The sequence below is a fragment of the Pigmentiphaga sp. genome (genome assembly GCF_033795525.1).
GTDB lineage: Bacteria > Pseudomonadota > Gammaproteobacteria > Burkholderiales > Burkholderiaceae_B > Pigmentiphaga.
In genome coordinates, this window is sequence record NZ_JARYGM010000002.1 from 366491 (window position 1) to 389008 (window position 22518).

The following is a 22518-nucleotide window of genomic DNA, read 5'->3' on the forward strand; positions in this document are numbered from 1 at the left end:
TACAGTTTGTGGGGAATCCTGAATGCATGAGGCAGCGCATGTCTGAAGCCAAGCTCGATCCAGTCACCCTGGCCGTTTTGAAAGGACGCTTGGAACAGATCGCCGATGAGATGGACGCCACGCTTTACCGCAGCGCGTTCAATCCTATCATCGCCGAAGCCCACGATGCCTGCCATGGGCTCTACGACGGCGTGACCGGCGACACTCTCGTGCAGGGAAAATCGGGACTGCCGGTGTTCGTCGGCGCAATGGCCTTCGCCGTGCGGGCTGCGATGGCTGCGGCTCAGCCACTGGGTGGCATGCAGGAGGGCGACGTATGGCTCTTCAACGATCCTTATGAAGGCGGTACGCACGCCAACGATTTCAAGCTCGTCAAGCCGTTCTTCCGTGATGGCCGTCCAGTGTGCTTCCTCGCTTCGGCGGCGCACTGGCACGACGTGGGCGGCAACGTGCCCGGCAACTACAACCCGGCCGCGACCGAGTGCTGGCAGGAGGCCGTGCAGATACCGCCGGTCCGCATGGTGCGTGAGGGGGAGCTGAATGCCGACGTGCTGGCCATTCTGCGTGCCAATACCCGTATGCCCGATAGCTTGTGGGGCGACCTGAACGGCCAGCTGGCCGCGCTGGAACTGGGCGAGCGCCGCTTGCACGAGCTGTTCGACGCATACGGCGAAGAGCGCGTCCTGGGCGCCATGCAAGCGTTGCGCGAACGGGCCCGTAAGCTGATGCGGGCGCATATCGCGTCGCTGCCCGATGGCCGGTATTCGTTCGAGGACTTCCTGGACAACGATGGCATCCGCGACGAGATGCTGCGCATAGCGCTTGACATGACGGTGGACGGGGAGCGGCTGGTACTGGATTTTTCGCGTACCTCGGGCCAGTGCGCCGGGGCGGTCAACATATCGCGCGCGACGGCGGTGGCTGCCTGCTATGTCGCGCTCAAGCACTTGTTCCCCGATGTGCCGGCCAACGCCGGCGTGCTCGATGCGGTGGAGTTCGTGATGCCGGATGGACTGCTCATCACTGCGCAGCGGCCGCGCCCCGTTGGCGGTTATACCGAGACCATCCTGCGGATGATCGACGTCGTGTTCAGTGCGACCGCGCTGGCCGATCCTTCGCGTGCGGTGGCCCAGGCCTACGGCACCATCAATGCGCTCTCTATCGCAGGGCTGCGCAGCGACGACCGGCGCCGCGGACAGCGCTGGGTCATGTTCAGCTTCTTCGGCGGCGGTCACGGCGGCCATGCCGGCGGCGACGGGTTGAGCCACGGCAACGCGCCGATTTCCACGGCCACCATCCCGCCGCTGGAAATCCTCGAGGCGGCCTATCCGGTCCGCTTCACGCAATGGGCGTTGCGGCCGGATTCGGGCGGACCCGGCACCCATCGCGGCGGCCTGGGTGCCGTCTACGAAATCGAACTGCTCGAGCAGAACGCGCAAGCTTTCATCTTCGGCGAACGAGGCAAGTCGCCGCCCAAGGGTATTGCCGGCGGCGGCGAAGGCGCCTTGAACCGTTTCAGCTATTGCGTGGACGGCCGTTGGCATACGCCGCCCATGGTCTCGAAGATGCTGGGCATTACGCTCTCGCGCGGCGACAAAGTCCGGTTGGAAACCCCCGGGGGCGGCGGCTACGGCGATCCGTCCCGGCGGCGCGCCGAAGCGCGCGCCCACGACCTGGCCATGGGGTATGTCACGGAGGAGGGACGGTGAGCGCAGGCAAGCGGGTTGTCGGCGTGGACGTGGGCGGCACGTTCACCGACTTGTTCATCCTGGACGAGGCGGATCACGCCGTGTCCATCGTCAAGGTGCCTTCCACCCGGGGCGAAGAGGCGGTCGGTTTCATGAACGGCATCGGCCGCGCCGGGAGCGGGGAGGCCGGCAGCGCTGATCGCATCGGCACCATCATCCATGGCACCACCGTGGGCACCAATGCGCTGCTCGAACGCAAGGCCGCCAGGACGGGGCTGATCACCACGCGCGGCTTCGCGGACGTGCTCGAGATGCGGCGCCGAGACCGGCCGCAAACCTGGGGGCTGCGCGGCGAGTACCTGCCGCCCATCCCGCGCAATTTGCGCAAGGAAGTCGACGAACGCGTCCTGGCGGACGGCACGCTGCATACGGAAGTGGCGCTCGATCAGGTCGACGCGTGTGTCCGGGCGCTGCTGGACGAAGGGTGCGAGGCCGTGTGCGTCTTTTTCATCAACAGCTATGCCAATCCCGCCAACGAAGCCGCCGCGGTGGCGCGGGTCCGGCAAGCCTGGCCCAACGCCTGCGTGACGGCATCGGTCGAAGTCCTGCCCGAGATACGCGAGTTCGAGCGTGTTTCCACGGCCAGTCTCAACGCGGCGCTGCAGCCTGTCGTAGGCGGCTACTTGCACCGGCTGGAAGGGGACTTGCGGGAACGCGGCTTCGACGGCCAGTTGATGATCGTGCAGAGCAATGGCGGCGTGATGTCGCGCCAGACAGCTTGCGAGCTGCCTGTGCGCACCGCGTTGTCGGGGCCCGCCGCCGGCGTGATCGCCTGCGCCGCAATTGCCCAGGCCGCCGGCTACTCCGACGTGATCACCGGCGACATAGGCGGGACCTCGTTCGACGTATCGCTGGTGGCGGGCGGCCGGGTTGCGCTTGCGGAACAGACCAGCATTGCCTTCGGTATGGTCGTGCGCGCGCCGATGATACAGATCGAGACCATAGGCGCCGGCGGCGGCTCGATTGCGTCGGTGGACGCCAGCGGGATGCTGCAAGTCGGCCCCGAGTCGGCGGGCAGCCGTCCGGGACCGGCTTGCTATGGCCGCGGCAACTCCTATCCCACCGTGACCGATGCCAACGTGCTGCTGGGGCGCATCGCGGCGCAGCGGCCGCTGGGGGGAGGGTTGCTGGGCAGCCTCGACGTGGCCCTGGCGCGGACAGCGATCCGCACCCATGTCGCTGAGCCGTTGGGACTGGACGTCCTGGCAGCGGCGGAAGCCATCCTGACCGTGGCCAACGCCAAGATGGCCGGGGCCCTGCGCCTGGTCTCCATCGAGAAGGGACACGACCCGCGTGCCTTTGCCTATATGCCTTTCGGCGGGGGCGGCGGCCTGCACGTGTGCGCCATGATGCGCGAGACCGGTGTCGCGACCGGCATCGTGCCCCGCTATCCCGGCGTTACCTCGGCGTTGGGCTGCGTCATGGCCGACTTGCGGCATGATGCCGTCCGTACCGTCAACCAGCCGCTGCAGGAAGCGGATTTCGGCCGCCTGCAGGACATCGCGGAGGATTTTCACCGTCGTTGCGAAGCGCATCTGGCTTCTTCGGGCGTGGCCATCGCCTCGATACGCGAGGAGCTGTTCCTCGACATGCTCTACCAGGGACAGACGCATACCGTCATGGTCCCGGTTGCGCGCGCACGCCTCGATGCCGATGCCGTGAAGGCGGCCTTCGAGACCGCTTACCGTGCAGAGTTCGGGCGGCTCCTGCCCGGCATTCCCATCCGGATCATGAACTTGCGCTATGCCCTGGTGGGCGTGCGTCCCAAGTTCGACCTCAGGCTGCTGGCGCCGTCCGCCGGCGGGGCTGCGGTCCCCGTCGGCGTCCAGGCCGTATATGTCGACGGACGCTGGATGGATGTGCCTCGCTATGCGCGGCTGGAGCTGCCGGTCGGCTCGACCATCCGTGGGCCGGCAGTGTTCGAACAGCCGGACACGACCGTATGGCTCGAGCCGGGGTTCACCGCCGCCACCGATGAATACGGCAATCTGATCCTGCGACCAGACTGATGCGGGGCCGGGGCCGCCCGCGTGGATTGTCATTATCACGGCCTGTTGACGATGAGGTACCCGAAATGAAATCCGGCATCAAAGTTCGTGGAGTACTGCCAATGTTGTGTGCCGCCCTGGCGGCATGCGCGGGACCTGCCCGCGCGGCAGACTATCCGTCGCGCCCGGTGATGGTGGTCAATACCTGGGCGCCGGGCGGTCCGTCCGATGCCATCATCCGGCCGCTGCTCGAGAAATTCTCCCAGCGCTTCGGGCAGCCGTTCGTGCTGGAGAATCGCAGCGGCGCCAATGGCAGCATAGGAACCAGCTATGTGGCGCGAGCCCGTAACGACGGCTATACGCTGCTGTTCGCCAACGTCGGCCCTATCGCCATCAGCCCGTGGCTGCCCGACAAGCCGAACTACGACTCCATCAAGGACTTCCAGCCCATCGGGCAGATCGTCTCAGGTTCGACGGTCCTGGTCGTGGCGCCGTCATTCCCGGCCAATACCATGCAGCAGTTCATCGATTACGCCAAGAAGAATCCCGGCAAGATCACTTACGGCTCGGTGGGCATCGGCAGCAGCACGCACGTGGCGGGTGCCACGCTGGCCAAGATGGCCAATATCGAGATGGTCCACGCGCCTTACCGTGGATCGTCGCAGATCCAGGTCGACATCATGTCGGGCCAGATCCAGTCGGCCTTCGTCAATCTGGGCGGCGCCCTGGAGCTGATCCGCGCCGGCAAGCTCAAGGCCATCGCGGTGAGCACGGAGTCCCGTTCATCGGTCTTGCCCGATGTGCCCGCGGTCGCTGAAACCGTGCCTGGTTTCGACTTCAACGTCTGGTATGGATTGATGGCTCCGGCCGGCACGCCCAAAGAGATCGTAGAGACCTTGTCCGCCGCGTTGAAGGAAACCATGGCGCTGCCCGACATCAAGGACCGCCTGCTTGCCAGCGGCCTCGACCCCCATGCCACGGGACCTGAGGAGTTCGGCAAGAAGGTCGAGCAGGACCTCGCGGCCTGGAAACGGGCAGTGGCCAACGCCCATCTCACGCCCTAGCATGCGCGTCGCCAATGCGGCGGAGCGCGCGTTTTTATCGAGAGAGCGATGAACGACAAACGCTACGATATCCCGGCCATCGACGCCGTGGTCAACATATGGACGCCCGAGCTGCTGGCGCAGCGCCCGCCGCGCGACGCGTTCTACAGTGGCAAGATGAACGTCGATACCGGCATCATGCAAGGGCTGTCGCACGAGGAAATGCTGCGCCGCATGGACGCAGCCGGCGTGCAGAAAGCCTTCCTGATCGCCGCCAAGGTGGGACCCTACCAGCATCGCGCCAGCTATCACGTGCCCTATGAGGCCGTAGCCGAGGCGGTCAACCGCTATCCCGACCGGTTCTACGGTCTGGCCGGACTGGATCCCACCGAAGGAATGAACGGGGTCCGGGCGCTGGAGAAAGCCGTGCGCGAATACGGTTTCATCGGCGCGCATTTTTATCCGCACTGGTTCGAGCTGGCTCCGGACCATGCCAAGTGGTATCCGTTCTACGCCAAGTGCGTCGAGCTCGATGTGCCCGTGCAACTGCAGGTCGGCCAATCGATGATCTACGATCCTTCGCATCGGCTGCGCAGCGTAGGGCGGCCGATCTGCCTGGATGCGGTGGCCTGCGATTTTCCCGAGCTGAAAGTCATCGGCATCCACGTCGGCATTCCCTGGACCGATGAAATGATCGCTATGGCGTGGAAGCATCCCAACGTCTATATCGGTACCGATGCCCACAGCCCCAAGTACTGGCCGGAATCCTTCGTCAAATACATCAACAGCTATGGGCAGGACAAGGTCATTTTCGGTACCGACTTCCCCATCCTGGACTTCCAGCGTGCGCGCGACGAAATCGAGGCGCTGGGGCTGCGTCCCGGCGCCAAGGAGAAGTTGCTGCGCGGCAACGTGCTGCGAGTCTACGGGCTGGCCCAATGAGCGGAGGCGATAACATGGCGAGGCACGGCCCCAACATTGCCGATCAACTGGCGCTGCATGCCCGGCAGCGGCCGACCAAACCGGCAATCATCCATCGCGATACCGTCATTACCTACCGGCAACTCGACCTGCTGGTGCGGCAACGGGCCTCTCTGCTGATGGACCTGGGCGTGCAGCCGGGCGAGGTCGTCGGCGTGGCGCTCAAGGACACCCCGGAACACCTGCTCATGCTGTATGCGGTGGCACGGGCCGGCGCGGTGGTGTTGCCGGTCGATTGCCGCTGGCAGGCTGAAGAGAAGCAGCGCGTGGCGGCGCATTTCGGCGCCCGGCGAATCATCGTCGAACCTGGCGATGTATTCGCCGGCGCGCTTTGCGTCGCCGCCGATGCCGCCTGGCTGGAGCAGGCCCGCACGGTAGCGGTACGGGAGGAGTTCCCGCGGGGGGACCGGGGCTTCTGCCTGTCGCTGTCATCCGGCACGACGGGACGGCCCAAGGGCCCGCTGTTGTCGCATGCGCAGTTCATGCACCGGTTTTTCACGCACTATGCTGATCTGGGGTTCGGCAGCCGCGAGGTCTACATCAATGCCACGCCCCTGTATTTCGGAGGAGGGCGGGCGTTTTCGGTGTCGTCCCTGTACGTTGGCGCCACCGTCGTGCTGTGCGCGCCGCCGTACAAGGTCGAAGAGCTGGCAAGCGAGATCACCCGTACCGGTGCGACCATTACCTTCCTGGTGCCGACGCTGCTGCGCCGGATATTGCAAGCCGAGCCTGCCGGCATGGCGCCATTTCGCCGGCTTCGCACCCTGATCGCGTCGGGATCGCCGTTGACGGCCGAAGAACGGGGCCGGATCCGGTCCGAGGTCTGTCCTAACTTCATCGAATACTACAGCTCCACCGAAGGCGGGGGCGTGACGGTCCTGTCGGCGCAAGAGCAGGCCGCCTATCCGGCCTCGGTGGGGCGGCCGGTGTTCGGCGTGGATCTGCAGATCGTGGACGAGCAAGACAGGCCGTTGCCGCCGGGAGAAGTGGGCCGCATCCGTTATCACGGGGCTACCGTCGCCGAAGGTTTCTACCGCGACGACGAAGCGAGCAAGGAAGCGTTTCGCGCCGGCTTCTTCTATCCCGGCGACCTCGGCTACGTGAATGAGGAGGGATATCTGTTTCTCTGCGGCCGGGCCAAGGACATGATCATCCGCGGAGGGGTGAACATTTATCCGCTCGAGATCGAGTCCATACTCATGACCCATCCCGATGTGCTGGAGGCGGCCGTGGTGGGCGTGCCGTCCAAGGAATTCGACGAGGAGGTCGCGGCTTTCGTGCTGAGCCGGAAGCCGGGCGATGCGGCGGCGCTCACTGCCTGGTGCAAGGAGCGGCTGGCTCCATACAAAGTGCCCAAGTACTTCCATTTCGTGAGCGATTTCGAACGCAACTCGGCCGGCAAGATCGTCAAGCGCAACCTGATGGCCACACTGTCCAACGCTTGACGTTTCCTGGCGGTGCCCATTTTTGCGCCACCGCCAGGAAAGCCGCGTGGTTGCTGGTGCTGCCGTATTTGTCCGCAGGCTTTCCCCAGGGTTGTTCACAGCAGCTGGGGATAAATCGGCGGCTGGACGGTAGTATATGAGGCTATCCTGCTTTTCCCGCCAGGAGGTGCCGTGGACCTCAAGCAACGCCAGCCCGCGTCCCAGGAACTGCGCCAAGTGTTGGTAGATACCGGTGCGTATACCTTGCACCAATCGTTCGACTTCGGTGGACGGCTGGATGGAGGCCTCATCCATTGCAGCTTCGAGGCACATGAACTGCACTGCCCGCCGCTGCCGCAGATCGTGCTGCTCGTCTCGCACGAATACCACCTCAAGTCCGCGCTGTTCGACCTCGGTTGGGGCTATCGCGACCACTTCGTCAATTTCGTCAACCCGCTGCATCTGATTCCCCCTGGAACCGCGTTTCGCTGGGTCAAGGACGGTCCGGCCCGGGTGTCCCTGGTCACGTTCGATCAGCGGGCGGCGGTGGAGGTGTTCGACGAACTGGAGGTTGCGCATCCGGTCGATGGCTTGTGGTCCTTGGCGCAACGGGGCTTCGTCAGTCCCTTGATCTACGCGGCACTCGGGTCCTTCGCGCAGGATCTGGGCGCGGGGCACGCGTCCCGGCTGCTGTCCGACACGTTCGGCGCGCTGGTGCTAAACGAACTGAGCAAGAAATGGCGCATCGACGCGGCGCCGCCGTCCGCGTCGAAGCTGAGTGCGCGGGCGCTCCGGAACGTCACACGTTATATGGACGAGCGGCTGGCTGAGGATATCTCGCTGGCGGAACTGGCAGCCTTGTGCGGCTTGAGCCGCTATCACTTCCTGCGCTGTTTCAAGTCCGCGCTTGGCGTCTCGCCGTACCGCTACCTGACGGCCATGCGCGTCGAGCGCGCCCGGCACCTGCTGGCGACGACGGACCATTCGGTGTCGTACATCGCCAGCGCCTGTGGTTTCGCGTCGGGAGGCGCGATGGGCCGCGCCCTGAAGAAGGCGCTGGGCAGCTCGGCGTCCGCCTATCGCGCGCGGCTGGGCCGCTACGACGGCTGAGCATGGGGGCGGTAGCCCACCTTGCGGGGCGCGGTCTCCTTCAGGAAGAAAGAAATAACGACGCCGACCGCCACGCCGCCCAAGGCCAGGTAGAGGGTGTACTGGATGCCATAGTGCTGGGCGATGTAGCCGGCCACGACGGGCGCGACGCCGCCGCCGAAGATCTCTCCCAGTCCGCTGACCATTCCGATGGCGGAAGCCACCATGCCGGCAGGGGCTGCTTCGGTAGCGACCGGCCCGGTCATCAGCGCAAGCAGGCCGAAGCAGAAAAAGGACACCACCAGCAGTACGCCGAACAACGCCCAGGGGCTCGCCCCGACTTGGGCAAAGCCGTAGAGTGCGAGCGCCGCGCCGATGAACGAGATGAACGCGGCGGCCTTCCTGCCGATGAAATCGGAGATGCCGGGCACGCCGAACTCGCCAAAGAAGCCGCCGACGCCGATCGCGGACACCACCAGCCCCATCTGCTGTGGGGTGAGCTTCAGATAGTCGGTGAGGTAGTTGGGCACCATGGCGCCAACGACGAAGATGCCAGTCATGGCGCACAGCATGGAGCCGACCGCCAGCAAGAGATTGCGCCGGCGCAGCAGCTCCCGCCACGACAAGGATGCCGCTGGCGCGGCGGGCAACCCGGCCAGCGCGCCGGCACGCGGTTCGCGGATGACCTTGTACATGAACCAGGCCAGGATCAAGCCCGGAACGGCCGAGAGGAAGAAGACGTAATGCCATGACGGCAGGACGTCCATGAGCTGGGTCGCGATGATGGGCGCGAGGCCCAGGCCGAATAGCGGAAACGCGCTCTGCTGCAAGCCCTGGTTCAAGCCGCGACGCTTGGGATGAGAGGCTTCGCCGGCCGCGGCCACGCTGGTGGGGCAGAACGACCCCTCGGCGACGCCCATGACGGCGCGGATGATGAGCAAGCTGATCAATCCTGTGGCCAGGCCGGACAGTCCTGACAGGCAAGAGAACGCGATGGCGGCGGGAATCAGTACCTTGCGCCGGCCTATGCCGTCCGACACGCGCCCCATGGCGATAGAAAACACGCCCCAGGCAAGTCCGAGCGTGCCGATGAGCAAGCCGAGGTCCTGGTAGGACAGGTCCAGGTCTTTCATCATGAAGGGAAACATCGGCGCAAGCAGCCAGCGGTCGAGCCCCATCAGCCCGAAACCCAGCGCAAGAATTGTGACGGCCTTCCATTCGTACGAGGTGTCGTGAGCCACGGCCTTGTCCATGTTCAGGCTCCTCCCAATACATCGAGCACCTGGCGAGTCGACACGACCTTGCCGAATACCCGGTCGATGGTAGCCAGCGTGGCTTGGTGCGAAGCGTCGTCGAATCCGCCTGTCGCATCGTCGACGAAGAAGACCCGCAAATCGCGCATGAAAGCGCTGCGCGCGGTGGACTCGCAACAGACGCTGGTGACCGTGCCGGTAATGATCACGCTGTCGGCCACATGGGGGCCGCGTATGGTGCGAATCACGGTATCGAGCCGGGTGTTGTAGAAGGCGTCGTAGCGATGTTTGGAAATGACGATTTCTCCGGGCAAGGGCGCCAGTTCGTCGATGATGTCGACCCCCGGCGTACCCGCGCGCATGCCGGCTGTCCGCAAGCGCGGGATCTGCTTGGTTTCCAGCGGCGAGACGTCGAATTCGTCGTACAGTACGTGCCGCGTGTAGATCACGGGCACGCGGGCCTTGCGGGCCTGCGCGACCAGGGCCGCCATGGCGGGGATCCGCTGCCGGGCGGAAGGAACTTCCATGGGTGCGTTTTCGCGGACGAAGTCGTTCTGCATGTCGATGACCAGCAGGACGGCCTTATCTTTTTCGAGCGGGATGGATGAGGGCATCGGACCTCCAGGTGCGTTGTGTGCTGGAGCCGAACATAGCGCTGCGGCAGAGCGGGGGAGTGAGTAAATTGCGGTAGCGCGCAAAAATTGCGCAAAACGAGGCCCGGACCGGGCGAGGACGGCGTCAGGCCGCGATGGACTCGACCGGCGCGCCGTAGCGTCCCAGTCCTTCCAACAGCGGCGTGGCGTGCGTGGGCCCGAGGATGGCGACCAGCTCCTCCTCGGCCTGCCTGACTGCCACGCCGAAGGCGTCCAGCCACGCGCGGCCATGGTCGGTGAACGACACGACTCGGGCGCGCCGGTCGGCCGGATCGGCTTGCCGCTGGACCAGGCCCAGTTGCACGCACTGGTCGATCAGCTCCGTCATGGCGGCGTTGGTCATCGACGCACGCCGGGCCAGCTCGCTCATGCGGGTTCCCTCCAGATCGAGGTGGCGGGTCAGGTTGACGTGCGTGAGCCGGGTTTCCGGGTAGCCGGCCTGGGCAAGCAGTTCCAGCACCCGGTCCTCGAAGCGCCGCAGCGCGTTGCTCAGTATGCGGCCGGCGTTGGCTTGCCGCCAGCTGTAATCGGGCATTCGTCCGCTGCGGCCGCGCGGCTTGTTTCGCGACATTTATTTAGGTAACCTGAATATAAGGCTGCTGAATTATTGCCAGTATGCCATGTGCGGGGGAGGAGACCATACCGTGCCGATTCTTGATACCGACGTATTGATCGTCGGCGGGGGCCCGTGCGGGCTGATGCTGGCCAATGAGCTCGGACCGCGACGCGTACGCTGTGTGCTGGTCGACATGAAGCCGGGCACGGCATTCAATCCCCAAGCCAATGCGACCCAGGCGCGCACGATGGAGCACTTCCGTCGCCTGGGGTTCGCCAAGGAAATCCGCGCCCTGGGCCTGCCGGCCGACTACCCGACCGATATCGCCTACTTCACCCGCTACACCGGCTACGAGCTGGCGCGCCTGCGCTTGCCCGGCGCTGCGCGGGCGGTGGAAGACATACGCGGCATGAGCGGTTCGTGGAGTGCTGCCGAACTGCCGCACCGCGTGTCGCAGAAGTATGTCGAGGCCTGCTTGCGCCGCCATGCCGAGGCATGGCCAACGAACGACGTGCGCTTTGGCTGGAAACTGCTGGAGTTCGAGGACCAGGGTACCCATGTAGACGCGCGGGTGGCGCCGGTGTCGGGCGGCGAGGCCTTGCAGGTGCGTGCCCGTTACCTGGTCGGCGCCGACGGCCCGCGCAGCCTCGTCCGCACCCGGTTGCACATAGGCTACGAGGGGCAGACGGGCGTGCGGCGGGACTTCATGGGCGGGCGTATGTTCGCCGTCTATCTGCGGGCCCCCGGATTCTACGAGGCCGTTCCGCACGACCGCGCATGGATGTACGTCTCGGTCAACGCCCGCCGCCGGGCGTTCATGGCGTCGGTGGATGGCAAGGGCGAGTTCGCCTTCCACGCTGCGGTGCATGACGACGAGGATGCCGAGCGTTGGACCGAAAGCGACGCGCGCCGCATTTTTGCCCAAGCCCTGGGCAAGGACATTCCCATCGAGGTATTGTCGGTCGGCCTCTGGACCGCGGGCCATGCCCTGGTGGCCGAGCGGCTGCAGCGCGGCCGGGTATTCCTGGGTGGAGACGCCGCGCATCTTTTCACGCCTACGGGCGGCCTGGGCTATAACACCGCCGTCGAAGACGCGGTGAATCTGGGATGGAAGCTGGCCGCCGTGGTAGGAGGCCAGGCACCGGAGGCCTTGCTCGACAGTTACGAGGCCGAGCGCCAGCCGCTGGCCCGGCGCAATACCGGCTACGCCAGGCAGTTCGCCGATTCGATAGGCCTGTTCGTCGCCCGTCCGCAGCTGGACGAGGATGGCCCTGCCGGAGATGCGGCACGCCGGGAGGCGGCGGTGGAGCTGGATCGTCATGTGCGCCTGGAATTCAATATCCCGGGCGTCACGTTCGGCGGGCGGTACGACGCCTCTCCGGTGATCGTGGGCGATGGCAGCCTGCCGCCGGCCGACATGCCGAACGCCTACCAGCCGACGGCCTGCCCGGGAGGACGCCCGCCCCATGTGTGGCTGGCGGACGGGCGATCGCTGTACGACAGCTTTCACCCGGAGTGGACCCTGCTGGACCTGGGGGCGCCGGACGATGCGGTCCAGTCCTTCGTCCAGGCGGCGCGTGCATGCGGCGTGAGCCTGGGCGTCGTCCGCCACGACGAAGATCGCTTGCGCGACTTGTACGAGGCGCGCCTTGCCCTGATCCGGCCCGACCACATCGTGGCTTGGCGCGGCGGGGACGGCCGGGATGCGGGGCAAGTACTGGCCAGGGTCACTGGCCGCTGACCAGGCGCGCGGTCGACGGCAGCAAGGCCGCGGGCCGGTCGGGCCACGTGCCGTGCCGCGCGAGCCGCGCCACGGTGGCAACGATCAACTCGCGGATCGCGTCTACCGGCGCAGAGGCGGCACCGTGGGCCGTTGCCAGGACGACCCGGGCTGTCGTGTACAGGTCGGACAGCGGAGCGGCGTGCACGCGGCCGGCCATCCACTCGTCTATGAAGGATGAGACGATCATGACCGAATGGCCGTTACCGGACGCGATCAACTGTACGGTCTGCGCCATGGAGTCCAGTTCGTGCTTGATCCTGAGCGACAGGCCGCGCCGGGCGGCTTCGCGCGACAGCATTTGCCGCACCCGATGCCGCAAGGTCGGCAGGACGAGATCGAAGCCGGCCAGATCGGCAAAGGGGACCGGCCGGGGCGCGGCATGCCGCTGGCCGGGGGGCGAAACCAGGTATAGCGGTTCGTCGCGCAGGAAGTCGGTAGCGTAGTCGCTGGCGGTGTCGCCCACGGCGAACAGGATGGCCATCTCCAGCTTGCGCTGGCTCAACAGGACCTCCAGCTCGTCTGTCATCGCTTCGACGACCTGCAGCGTGATGTCCGCATGGACGGTTTCGACGGCTTGAAGCAGCGGAACCGCCATCATGCGGCTGATGCTGCTCGGTATGCCGATGCGGACGATCGCCCCGCCATGCGCGGCATCCTGCTTGATGTCGCGTTCGGCGGCCGCGACCATGTCGAGGATGCGGCGGGCGTGGCCGTGGAGTTTGCGTCCGGATGCCGTCGGGCGCACGCCATGCGCGTCGCGCACGAACAGCCGGGTTCCCAGCGATTCCTCGAGTTTCTGTATCTGCGCGCTCAGCGCGCTTTGCACGACGTGCAGTTTCTCGGCTGCCTGGGAAAAGCTGCCGGTTTCCAGAATCGTCACGAAGTAGCGCAGGCGTCGCAAGTCCATGGCTGGTGGGGGCTCGGGTATCGCGAACCCAGATGGCCTCATCTCAAAAAAGCGTTACCCGGGCGTGGAGGTCGGCTGTCATTATAGGTAGCTGTTCTTTTTGTACGGGCACTCCATGTACGGCGCTCCTCCCGAGATCTCCACTCGCATTTTCGCGAGGCTCCCCGCAGCCTTGCATCTTGCCGGCGAATCGTCGCCCTGGATCGCCGCGCGAGGGGCGGGGCCGCTGCATTCGTTCCTCGAGGGCCCTGCCTTTGGCCAGGATGGCAGCCTGTTCTGCACCGACCTGGCCCATGGCCGGATTTTCCGGGTCGATCCTGCGGGACGCTTCGTCCCGGCCTGCCGCTACGAGGGGGAGCCCAACGGCTTGAAGGTTCACCGCGACGGCAGGTTGTTCATTGCCGACCGGCGGCACGGCATCATGGTGGCGCCGGCTTCGGGCGGGGCGCCGGAAGCCTTGCTCGAACCCAGCGAGCGCCGGATGTTGCAAGGCATCAACGACTTGCTGTTCGCTGCCAATGGCGATCTCTACTTCACCGACCAGGGCGATAGCGCCTTGAACCGCCCGACAGGCCGCCTTTGCCGGCTGCGGCGTGGCGGCGCATCGGTGGAGACGCTGGTGGACGGATTGGCCGGACCGAACGGTCTCGCTTTCGCGCCGGGAGAACGGTTGCTGTACGTGGCCATTACGCGGGATAACGCCATCTATAGCGTACCGCTGGATGCCGAAGGACGCGCCGGCAAGGTCGGCCGCTTCATCCAGTTGTCCGGCAGCCCCACCGGACCCGATGGCTTGGCGGTGGACCAGGCGGGCAACCTCGCCGTGGTCCATGCAGGGCTAGGCACGGTCTGGCTGTTCAGCCCGTACGGCGAACCGCTATTCAGGATCCGCTCCTGCGCCGGCCGCCGTACCACCAATGTCGCCTACGGCGGGCCCGGACGCAGCGTTCTCTTCATCACCGAGGCCGAGCAAGGCGCCGTATTGGCGGCAACGCTGCCGGTGCCGGGTTTGCCTCTGTATGGCGACGCCGACGGCTGACCAGTCTCGCGAGACCACTATTCTTCCAACAACGAGGAGACACCATGAAACCCATCGCGCTTGCATGCTTGCTGGCGTGCGCGTTCGGTCCTGCGCACGCCGAGGACTATCCGTCGCGTCCGATACGGCTGATCGCGCCGTTTGCCGCCGGCAGCACGGTCGACATCCTCGCCCGCGCGTTGGCCGTGCCGCTCTCGAAACAGCTGGGCCAGCCCGTGGTGGTGGAAAACAAGGGCGGGGCGGGCGGCAACATCGGCGTCGACATGGTCGCCAAGGCCCCCAAGGACGGCTACACGATAGGCATAGGCACGACGGGGCCGATGACGGTCAATCCAGCGCTGTACGGGGCCAGGATGCCGTTCGACACGAAGCGGGACCTGGCTCCGGTGGGGGTAATCGCCAGCAGCCCCAACGTCCTGCTGGTGCATCCCTCGGTTCCCGCGCGCAGCCTGCAGGAGCTGGTCGAGTATGCACGGGCGCATCCCGGCAAGCTCAATTTCGCCTCGTCCGGCATAGGCAGCACCAATCATCTTGCGGGCGAGCTGTTCAAATCGCTGGCGAACATCCAGGTGGTGCACGTACCTTACAAGGGTAACCAGGATGCATTGACCGATCTGCTGGCGCAGCGCGTGCAGATCCTCTTCAGCGGCGTGCCGCCCGTTCTTTCGTTCATCAAGTCCGGGCAACTGCGAGCCCTTGCCATCGCAGGACCGCAGCCATCGGCGGCGCTGCCCGGTGTCCCCACCGTTGCGCAGGCGGGCCTGGCGGGTGCCGAGGTCGTGGCCTGGTATGGGCTGATTGCACCCGCCGGCACGCCACGCCCCGTCATAGACCGCTTGAACGGCGAGTTGCGCAAGGCCCTGGCGCAGCCGGAAGTCCAAGCGCAGCTGGCTGCCGCCGGGGCGGATCCATCCGATGACGGGCCCGAGGCCTTCGCCCGCCTGATCGATGTCGAGCTGGACCGCTGGCAGCGCGTCATCGCCAACGCCCATATCAAAGTGGAGTAAGCATGCAAGCAACAGGATTGATCGCGGTCTGGCTGCACGTGCCGCCGCACCGCGAGGAGGAGTTCCATGCCTGGTACGAGCTGGAGCATATTCCCCAGGTCGTGGGGCTGGAGGGGTTCGTCAGCGGCCGCCGTTATTGCTCAGATACTGCCTTCCCCAAGTTTCTGGCCCTATACGAGACGCGAGACGAGCGAGTGGAGGACAGTCCCGGATTCCAGCACGTCGTGACGCATCCCACCCCCTGGTCGGGGCGGATCTGGACGTTCTTCGGCAAGGATCGCATACGGCAGAATTTCGCCCGGATCGCGGCAGTGGTGCATCGCGATATGGAGGCCCCGGGCGCGGTTCTGTTGCGGGCTTTCCGTTCCGCCCGGCCGCTGGGCGGAACGGCCGCCCAGGAAGCAGGGGCCGCCGCCGCAGCCCTGGACGGGTGCACCCAGTATCGCTTGTTCCAGCAGACCCGCGATCCGGCCCGTTATCTGGAGATCCTGGACTTCGCCAGCGCGGAACAGGCGGCCGGGCCCGACGTGGACGCATTCCTTGCCCGGCCGGGACGGGGACTGACCGAGGGCGCCGAGGACGTCAGCGCGCAGGTCTACACGGCCACCGGAACGCCGCTGATCAAGCGCTAGGGCACTCAGGGGCGCAGATAACCCAGGATGACGTCGACCATGTGCTCCAGGCGTTCTTCCAGTGCCTGGGCCGCCATCAGGTTCCGGCCGAAGATCTCCGACAGCGTGAACTTGTTCGAAAGATAGAAATAGGCCACGCTGGCAATCGAGATATACAGCTGGACCGGATCGACGCCATCGCGGAACAGACCTTGCTGCTGCCCGCGCCGCAGGATATCGGCCAGCCATTGCACGAATGGGGAGTGCATTTCGCGCACCTGGGAGGAGCGTTTCAGGTGGGCGGCCTGGTGCAGGTTCTCGCTATTGAGCAGACACAGGAACTCCGGGTTTTCCAGGTAGTAGTGCCAGGTGAACTCGACCAGCTTGCGCACGGCATCCGGGGGACTCAGCGCTTCCAGATGCAGTTCCTGCTCGGCTTGGCGGATCGCGGCATAGGCCCGTTCGAGAACGGCCAGGAAGAGGTCGTCCTTGTTGTTGAAGTAGTAGTAGATCAGCCGCTTGTCGACCCGGGCGCGCTCGGCGATGCGATCCATGCGGGCGCCGCCCAGGCCCAGTGCCGCGAACTCGTCGGTCGCGGCCTCGAGGATGATCTGGCGCGTGCGCTCGGCGTCGCGGATGCGGGGCGCTTCCGCGGATACCTTGGCGGGACGTGCTGGCATGGCGAAGGTGTCCTCATAGTGGGCTGTGCGTAACACTACAACAGAAGCGCGCGCGGATCAGCCCAGGGTATCCTCGAACCAGTTCAGCACGCCATCCAGCCCACAGACATTGAGCGCGTAGGTGGTCTGCTCGCGCACGACAGGCTTGGCGTGGTAGGCCACGCTCAGGCCGGCCAGGCCCAGCATCTTCAGGTCGTTCGCGCCGTCGCCCATGGCGATTGCGCGGGCCAGCGGGGCGCCGTGGCGCTGTGCGAACGCCCGCAAGTGGTTGGCCTTGCCGTCGGCGTCCAGAATCGTGCCGACGACCTTGCCCGTGAGCCGCCCGTTTTCCACTTCCAGCGTGTTGGCATGGGCCTCCGTCAATTGCAGGCGCTGCTGCAGCCGGCTGGTGAACCAGGTGAAACCGCCAGACACGAGCAGGGTCTTGAGGCCCAGCTCATGCGCGGTGGCCACGAGCCGCTCGGCGCCGGGGTTGAGCCCTAGCCGTTCCACGTACACCTGCTCCAGGGCATCCAGGGGCAGTCCCTTGAGCAATGCGACCCGGCGCACGAGGCTCTCGCTGAAATCGGCGATCTCGCCGCGCATCGCTGCTTCGGTAATCGCCGCCACCTGGGGCTTGAGTCCGGCCATGTCGGCGATTTCGTCGATGCACTCGATGTTGATCAGGGTGGAGTCCATGTCCATCGCCAGGACCTTCCAGTCCGCCAGGCGCGCCCCGGGCGTTACATAGGCCCAGTCCAGCCGCGCTTCCTGGCAGTAGGCCGCGACCTGGGTCCGCACGGGGGCCGCATGGTCCGCATTGATCAGACGCACGGCGCCGGGAACCAGTTCGACCGTCTTGTCGGCATGCACCAGGCGGGCAAGGTGTTCGACGGCATCGTGGGCAAGGTCGGGAGCCTGGATAACGAGATGGGTCATGAGCAGGAGATGGAGGAAGGGGGTCAGACGAGCGAGCGCAGCACCGTGCGTACGGCATCGACGCGGGCTTTCAGGTCGGTGCCCTTGATCTCGATGCGCAGCTTGTCCTGTCCGGAAAGCCGCATGTGGCGGTTCTTCTGGACCAGGCTGATGACGCGCATCGGGTCGATGGGCGGATTGGGTTCGAACTGCAGGACGGCGGCGCTTTCGCTGGCGTCGATCTTGATGACCCCCACGGCCTTGGCGGCCAGCCGCAGGCGATGGATCTCGATCAGCGCGCGCGCGGCTTCGGGCAGCTTGCCGAAACGGTCGATCAGCTCTTCCTGGATCGTGTCGATGTCCGCCGCATCTTCGCAGTTGGCGAGCCGCTTGTAGATGGCCAGCCGCGCGTGGACGTCGCCGCAGTAATCCTGGGGCAGCAGGGCAGGCACATGCAGGTTGATCTCCGTGGTGGCCGAGAGCGGGGCGGTCAAGTCCGGTTCACGCCCGTTCTTCAAAGCCTTGACGGCCTCGTTCAGCATGTCGGTGTACATCTGGAAGCCGACTTCCTGGATGTTGCCCGATTGGGATTCTCCCAGGACTTCGCCCACGCCCCGGATTTCCAGGTCGTGCATCGCGAGGTAGAAACCCGAGCCCAGCTCTTCCATGGCCTGGATCGCTTCCAGCCGCTTCTTGGCGTTGCTGGTAATGGCGTCTTCCCCCGGCGTCAGCAGGTAGGCATAGGCCTGGTGGTGGGAGCGGCCGACACGGCCGCGCAACTGGTGCAGCTGGGCCAGGCCGAAGCGGTCCGCGCGATGCAGCACGATGGTGTTGGCGGTGGGCACGTCGATGCCGGTTTCGATGATGGTGGTGCACAAGAGGACGTTGTACTTCTGCTGGTAGAAGCCCTTCATCACCTGTTCCAGCTCGCGCTCGGGCATCTGGCCGTGGGCCACCGCGATGCGGGCCTCGGGCACCAGTTCTTCGAGCTTGGCGCGGCGGTTGTGGATGGTCTCGACCTCGTTGTGCAGGAAGTACACCTGGCCGCCGCGCTTGAGCTCGCGCAGCAGCGCCTCGCGTATCGTGCTGCCGTCTTCGCGCCGCACGAAAGTCTTGATCGCAAGCCGTTTTTGCGGCGCGGTCGCGATGACGGAGAAATCCCGTATGCCTTCGAGCGACATGCCCAGCGTGCGCGGGATGGGCGTCGCGGTCAGCGTCAGGACGTCGACTTCCGCCCGCAGGGCCTTCAGGGCTTCTTTCTGCCGTACGCCGAAGCGGTGCTCCTCGTCGATGATGACCAGGCCCAGGTTCTTGAACCGGACCTTGTCGGACAGCAGCTTGTGCGTGCCGATGACGATGTCGACGCGGCCGTCGTTGATCTGCTCGATCGAGGCGTTGACGTCCTTGGTCGATTTGAAGCGCGACAGTTCGACCACCTTGACGGGCCAGTCGGCGAAGCGGTCGGCAAAGTTCTGCGCATGCTGTTCGGCCAACAGCGTGGTGGGACAGAGCAGTGCGACCTGCTTGCCGTTGGCCACTGCAATGAAGGCGGCGCGCAAGGCGACCTCGGTCTTGCCGAAGCCCACGTCGCCGCACACCAGCCGGTCCATCGGCTTGCCGGAGGTCATGTCCTGGATCACGGCCTGGATGGCCGCTGCCTGGTCCGGCGTTTCCTCGAACCCGAAGGACTCCGCGAAGGCTTCGTAGTCGGACATGGGCAGCTTGAACGAATGCCCTTGCCGCATCGCCCGGCGCGCGTAGAGGTTCAGCAGCTCGGCAGCGGCGTCGCGTGCCTGCGCGGCCGCCTTGCGGCGGGCCTTCTCCCATTGCCCGGACCCGAGCTGGTGCAGCGGAGCGGTTTCGGGATCGGCCCCGCTGTAGCGGGAAATGACGTGCAGCTGCGAAACCGGCACGTAGAGGGTGCTGCCGCCGGCATATTCCAGGTGCAGGAATTCCATCTCGCCTTCGCCGATGTCCATGCTGACCAGGCCCTGGTAGCGCCCGATACCGTGCTGGACGTGGACGACAGGATCGCCCACCCGCAACTCGGAAAGGTCCCGCACCATGGACTCGACGTTGCTGGCGCGTTCCTGGCCGCGCTTGCCGCGGCGCACCGCATGGCCCGCGAACAGGTCGCTTTCGGTCAGGAACAGCAGCTGCGCATCGACGAGGCCGAAGCCCGAAGAAAGCGGCGCAATGCCGATGGCGAAGGAATGCGGAGCCGCGAGGAAGTCCTGGATGGCGTCGACCGGATCGGGGTTGAGCCCGAACTCCGCCAGCATCTGGGCGATGGTTTCCCGGCGTCCGGCCGATTCCGCGCACAGCAGCACCCGCAGGTCCCGGCGTCCGGCCACGGCGCGCAGCCGCGCCACGGGGTCATCGGCCTTGCGCTGGACCGCCACGTCGGGCGGCGAGGTGAACGCCGGGTGCGCTTGGCCACCCGTCAGCGCCAGGCGCGCGAAGCGCTTGAGGTGGCCGAACAACCCGTCGGCATCGAGGAAAATGCGGGCCGGCGGCAGGATGGGACGTTCCCGGTCGCTCTTGAGAAACTCGTAGCGGCTGGCCGTGTCCTGCAGGAAGCGGCGGATCGCGTCGTCCGCGTCACCCAGCGTGACCGCGATGGTCTGGTCGCCCAGGTAGTCGAACAGCGTGGCAGTCTCGTCGAAGAACAGCGGCAGGTAGTACTCGACGCCGGGAAACGCGATGCCATTGCCGATGTCCTTGTAGGGCATGGCCCGTGAAGGGTCGCCTTCGAATACCTCCCGGAAGCGCGCGCGGAATTCGTTGCGGGCGGCCTCGTCCATGGGAAACTCGCGGCCCGGCAGCAGCTGTATTTCCTTGACTGGATACAGGCTGCGCTGGGTATCGATATCGAAGCTGCGTATGGACTCGATGGTGTCGTCGAACAGGTCCAGCCGGTAAGGCAGAGCCGAGCCCATAGGAAACAGGTCGATGAGGCTGCCGCGTATGCAGAACTCGCCGGGCGCGGTGACTTGCGTGACGTGCGCGTAATTGGCCAGGGTCAACTGGGACCGCAATGCGGCCTCGTCCAGCCTGTCGCCTTGCTTGAAAGAGAACGTATAGGCCGCCAGGAACGATGGCGGGGCCAGGCGGTAGAGGGCGGTGGTGACCGGCACGGTCAGGACGTCCACGCTCTGCTGCAACAAGGCGTGCAAGGCCTTTAGCCGCTCGGAAATCAGATCTTCGTGGGGCGAGAAGGCGTCGTAGGGCAAGGTTTCCCAGTCGGGAAACTGATGCACGCGCAGTTGCGGCGCGAACAGACGGATTTCCTCGGCCAGCCGCAAGGCATCGACGGGATCGGCGGCCAGCACGACCAGCGGCTTGCCTGCCTGCCGGGCCAGGTCTGCGAGCAGCCACGCATCGCCGGCACCGGGTGGCCGCGGCTGCGCGTAGCGTTCGCCGGGTTTGAGAGCGGCCAGCACGGATTGCGTCAGCGCCGACGGGACACAGGCGGATGGCGTACGGGCAGGGGAGGAGGACGTGGACTCTGTACTGGCTGGGAGGGACATCGGTTTCGCGGGAAGATCGTCGCCTGCGGGCCGGCCCGGGCGTGACGGCAATTCCGTATTATAGAAGCCATGAGACCGAGTACCTCCTTGATCGCCATCGTGCCCGCCGCGGGCACGGGAACCCGCGCCGCTGCCCCGGAAGATGGAGCGCTGCCCAAGCAATATCGCCTGCTGTCCGGCCAGCCTATGCTGCGGCACGCCGTGCGCGCGCTGCTGCGCGATGAGCGCATCACCCGCGTGGTCGTGGCGGTCAGTGCCGGCGATGCATGGGCCGGGGCGGCGCTCGATGGGCTGCCACGGGTCGTTTGCGTGCCGTGCGGAGGCGCCACGCGCGCCGAGACGGTGACCAACGCACTGGCGCGCTGCGAGGCGCAGTCCGAGGATTGGATCCTGGTGCACGACGCCGCACGCCCCGGACTGTCCGAGACCGTCCTGCGTGCCCTCGTCGATGCTTGCCTGGGCGACGAAGTAGGGGGACTGGTCGCGGTACCCGTTGCCGATACGATCAAGGCCCAGCTGGAAGACGCGCCGCCAAGGGTTGAGCGGACGGTATCGCGGGAGGGGCTTTGGCAGGCACAGACTCCGCAGATGTTCCGGGCGGGCTTGTTGCGCAAGGCGCTGGCGCATGCACAGGTGCGGGGCCTGCCGATTACCGACGAAGCCAGCGCGGTGGAGGCCCTGGGCCTGGCGCCGCGGCTGGTGGCAGGCACGCTGTCGAACTTCAAAGTAACCTGGCCCCAGGACTTCGCACTGATGGAAAAATTATTGGACGACGCATGAACCAAGACAAGCACATCGACCCGGCCGCCTATCCCTATCGCATCGGGCAAGGCTATGACGTTCACGCGCTGGCCGAAGGCCGGCCTCTTATTATCGGCGGGGTCAGGATCGAGCATACCCATGGCCTGCTTGGCCATTCCGACGCCGATGTGCTGCTGCACGCCGTCACCGATGCCATGCTGGGCGCAGCGGGGCTGGGCGATATCGGCCGCCATTTTCCCGACACCGATCCTGCCTATGCGGGGGCCGACAGCCGCCTGTTGCTGCGTACGGCCAGGCAGCGGGTGGACGAGGCAGGCTGGATGCTGGTCAACATCGATGCCACGGTCCATGCGCAGGCGCCCAAGATCGGCCCGCACGCCGCTGCCATGGTGGCCAATATCGCCGCCGATACGGGCGTGCCGCCCGCATGCGTCAACATCAAGGCCAAGACCAACGAAGCACTGGGATTCCTGGGGCGCAAGGAGGGTATCGCAGCTACCGTCGTCGCGCTGCTGGCCAGAAAGCCCGACACCTTCCTGGTCGAGGACTTGTATGCCGGAGATTGAC

19 protein-coding genes are annotated in these 22518 nt (G+C 65.8%); 12 read left to right on the plus strand and 7 right to left on the minus strand.

Annotated features, from left to right (window positions below; translation table 11 throughout):
- Window positions 1-38 precede the first annotated feature (38 nt).
- The 6 genes from QHC78_RS06475 (at window position 39) to QHC78_RS06500 (ending at window position 8294) form a co-directional block, all read left to right on the plus strand.
- The gene (locus QHC78_RS06475; RefSeq protein WP_319743066.1) at window positions 39-1709 is read left to right on the plus strand and encodes a hydantoinase B/oxoprolinase family protein; all 1671 of its coding nucleotides are present in this window, start codon (window positions 39-41) and stop codon (window positions 1707-1709) included.
- Window positions 1706-3757 carry a hydantoinase/oxoprolinase family protein gene (locus QHC78_RS06480; protein ID WP_319743067.1) on the plus strand — a complete coding sequence of 684 codons (2052 nt, stop codon included), beginning with the start codon at window positions 1706-1708 and terminating at the stop codon, window positions 3755-3757. The genes QHC78_RS06475 and QHC78_RS06480 overlap by 4 nt, the downstream gene beginning before the upstream one ends.
- 101 nt (window positions 3758-3858) lie before the next feature.
- Window positions 3859-4800: a Bug family tripartite tricarboxylate transporter substrate binding protein gene (locus QHC78_RS06485; RefSeq protein ID WP_319743068.1), complete on the plus strand. Its 942-nt coding sequence runs from the start codon at window positions 3859-3861 to the stop codon at window positions 4798-4800.
- Window positions 4801-4848: 48 nt separating this feature from the next.
- Window positions 4849-5721, plus strand: a complete 873-nt coding sequence (locus QHC78_RS06490) for an amidohydrolase family protein (RefSeq protein WP_319743069.1) — start codon at window positions 4849-4851, stop codon at window positions 5719-5721.
- A gap of 14 nt (window positions 5722-5735) precedes the next feature.
- Entirely contained in the window at window positions 5736-7205 is a 1470-nt protein-coding gene (locus QHC78_RS06495) for a class I adenylate-forming enzyme family protein (RefSeq protein ID WP_319743070.1), read from the plus strand.
- Between the two features lie 171 nt (window positions 7206-7376).
- Window positions 7377-8294, plus strand: a complete 918-nt coding sequence (locus QHC78_RS06500) for an AraC family transcriptional regulator (RefSeq protein ID WP_319743071.1) — start codon at window positions 7377-7379, stop codon at window positions 8292-8294.
- Here QHC78_RS06500 and QHC78_RS06505 read toward each other — a convergent pair.
- From QHC78_RS06505 to QHC78_RS06515, 3 genes are all read right to left on the minus strand, one after another.
- A complete protein-coding gene (locus tag QHC78_RS06505) occupies window positions 8282-9526 on the minus strand; it encodes an MFS transporter (RefSeq protein ID WP_319743072.1) in 1245 nt (414 codons plus the stop codon). The genes QHC78_RS06500 and QHC78_RS06505 overlap by 13 nt on opposite strands.
- Window positions 9527-9528: 2 nt before the next feature.
- Window positions 9529-10140 (minus strand): isochorismatase family cysteine hydrolase, encoded by a 612-nt coding sequence (locus tag QHC78_RS06510; protein ID WP_319743073.1) that lies wholly within the window; start codon window positions 10138-10140, stop codon window positions 9529-9531.
- Window positions 10141-10264: 124 nt separating this feature from the next.
- The gene (locus QHC78_RS06515) at window positions 10265-10714 is read right to left on the minus strand and encodes a MarR family winged helix-turn-helix transcriptional regulator (protein WP_319743074.1); all 450 of its coding nucleotides are present in this window, start codon (window positions 10712-10714) and stop codon (window positions 10265-10267) included.
- Window positions 10715-10823: 109 nt separating this feature from the next.
- Here QHC78_RS06515 and QHC78_RS06520 point away from each other — a divergent pair, with 109 nt between their 5' ends.
- Window positions 10824-12476, plus strand: coding sequence for an FAD-dependent oxidoreductase (locus QHC78_RS06520; RefSeq protein ID WP_319743075.1), 1653 nt, complete (start codon window positions 10824-10826; stop codon window positions 12474-12476).
- On the opposite strand, the gene QHC78_RS06525 is transcribed toward QHC78_RS06520, so the two are convergent.
- A complete protein-coding gene (locus QHC78_RS06525; protein ID WP_319743076.1) occupies window positions 12463-13425 on the minus strand; it encodes a LysR family transcriptional regulator in 963 nt (320 codons plus the stop codon). The genes QHC78_RS06520 and QHC78_RS06525 overlap by 14 nt on opposite strands.
- Window positions 13426-13540: 115 nt before the next feature.
- On the opposite strand from QHC78_RS06525, the gene QHC78_RS06530 reads away from it, so the two are divergent.
- The 3 genes from QHC78_RS06530 to QHC78_RS06540 are packed head-to-tail and all read left to right on the plus strand — an operon-like array spanning window position 13541 to window position 16103.
- Window positions 13541-14464: an SMP-30/gluconolactonase/LRE family protein gene (locus QHC78_RS06530; protein ID WP_319743077.1), complete on the plus strand. Its 924-nt coding sequence runs from the start codon at window positions 13541-13543 to the stop codon at window positions 14462-14464.
- A gap of 44 nt (window positions 14465-14508) precedes the next feature.
- Window positions 14509-15471 carry a Bug family tripartite tricarboxylate transporter substrate binding protein gene (locus tag QHC78_RS06535; protein ID WP_319743078.1) on the plus strand — a complete coding sequence of 321 codons (963 nt, stop codon included), beginning with the start codon at window positions 14509-14511 and terminating at the stop codon, window positions 15469-15471.
- A 2-nt stretch (window positions 15472-15473) separates the two neighbouring features.
- Window positions 15474-16103: a DUF4286 family protein gene (locus QHC78_RS06540; protein WP_319743079.1), complete on the plus strand. Its 630-nt coding sequence runs from the start codon at window positions 15474-15476 to the stop codon at window positions 16101-16103.
- A gap of 5 nt (window positions 16104-16108) precedes the next feature.
- Here the strand turns inward: QHC78_RS06540 and QHC78_RS06545 are convergent, their stop codons facing one another.
- From QHC78_RS06545 to mfd, 3 genes are read right to left on the minus strand one after another with little or no spacing between them, the layout of a single operon-like run.
- A complete protein-coding gene (locus QHC78_RS06545; protein ID WP_319743080.1) occupies window positions 16109-16762 on the minus strand; it encodes a TetR/AcrR family transcriptional regulator in 654 nt (217 codons plus the stop codon).
- 57 nt (window positions 16763-16819) lie between these two features.
- Window positions 16820-17686 (minus strand): phosphoserine phosphatase SerB, encoded by an 867-nt coding sequence (gene serB / locus QHC78_RS06550; protein ID WP_319743468.1) that lies wholly within the window; start codon window positions 17684-17686, stop codon window positions 16820-16822.
- Between the two features lie 17 nt (window positions 17687-17703).
- Window positions 17704-21189, minus strand: coding sequence for a transcription-repair coupling factor (mfd, locus tag QHC78_RS06555; RefSeq protein ID WP_319743081.1), 3486 nt, complete (start codon window positions 21187-21189; stop codon window positions 17704-17706).
- A gap of 69 nt (window positions 21190-21258) precedes the next feature.
- Here mfd and ispD point away from each other — a divergent pair, with 69 nt between their 5' ends.
- Both ispD and ispF read left to right on the plus strand, forming a co-directional pair.
- A complete protein-coding gene (ispD, locus tag QHC78_RS06560) occupies window positions 21259-21969 on the plus strand; it encodes a 2-C-methyl-D-erythritol 4-phosphate cytidylyltransferase (RefSeq protein ID WP_319743082.1) in 711 nt (236 codons plus the stop codon).
- Window positions 21966-22517, plus strand: coding sequence for a 2-C-methyl-D-erythritol 2,4-cyclodiphosphate synthase (gene ispF / locus QHC78_RS06565; protein WP_319743083.1), 552 nt, complete (start codon window positions 21966-21968; stop codon window positions 22515-22517). Before ispD ends, ispF begins: the two co-directional genes overlap by 4 nt.
- Window position 22518 lies beyond the last annotated feature (1 nt).

Coding starts and splice junctions, on each gene's coding strand:
- QHC78_RS06495 (WP_319743070.1), top strand. CDS start 5,736: ATGGCGAGGCACGGCCCCAACATTGCCGATCAACTGGCGCTGCATGCC.
- QHC78_RS06485 (WP_319743068.1), top strand. CDS start 3,859: ATGTTGTGTGCCGCCCTGGCGGCATGCGCGGGACCTGCCCGCGCGGCA.
- ispF (WP_319743083.1), top strand. CDS start 21,966: ATGAACCAAGACAAGCACATCGACCCGGCCGCCTATCCCTATCGCATC.
- ispD (WP_319743082.1), top strand. CDS start 21,259: ATGAGACCGAGTACCTCCTTGATCGCCATCGTGCCCGCCGCGGGCACG.
- QHC78_RS06475 (WP_319743066.1), top strand. CDS start 39: ATGTCTGAAGCCAAGCTCGATCCAGTCACCCTGGCCGTTTTGAAAGGA.
- QHC78_RS06515 (WP_319743074.1), bottom strand. CDS start 10,714: ATGCCCGATTACAGCTGGCGGCAAGCCAACGCCGGCCGCATACTGAGC.
- QHC78_RS06490 (WP_319743069.1), top strand. CDS start 4,849: ATGAACGACAAACGCTACGATATCCCGGCCATCGACGCCGTGGTCAAC.
- QHC78_RS06535 (WP_319743078.1), top strand. CDS start 14,509: ATGAAACCCATCGCGCTTGCATGCTTGCTGGCGTGCGCGTTCGGTCCT.
- mfd (WP_319743081.1), bottom strand. CDS start 21,189: ATGTCCCTCCCAGCCAGTACAGAGTCCACGTCCTCCTCCCCTGCCCGT.
- QHC78_RS06540 (WP_319743079.1), top strand. CDS start 15,474: ATGCAAGCAACAGGATTGATCGCGGTCTGGCTGCACGTGCCGCCGCAC.
- QHC78_RS06525 (WP_319743076.1), bottom strand. CDS start 13,425: ATGGACTTGCGACGCCTGCGCTACTTCGTGACGATTCTGGAAACCGGC.
- QHC78_RS06530 (WP_319743077.1), top strand. CDS start 13,541: ATGTACGGCGCTCCTCCCGAGATCTCCACTCGCATTTTCGCGAGGCTC.
- QHC78_RS06545 (WP_319743080.1), bottom strand. CDS start 16,762: ATGCCAGCACGTCCCGCCAAGGTATCCGCGGAAGCGCCCCGCATCCGC.
- QHC78_RS06510 (WP_319743073.1), bottom strand. CDS start 10,140: ATGCCCTCATCCATCCCGCTCGAAAAAGATAAGGCCGTCCTGCTGGTC.
- QHC78_RS06505 (WP_319743072.1), bottom strand. CDS start 9,526: ATGGACAAGGCCGTGGCTCACGACACCTCGTACGAATGGAAGGCCGTC.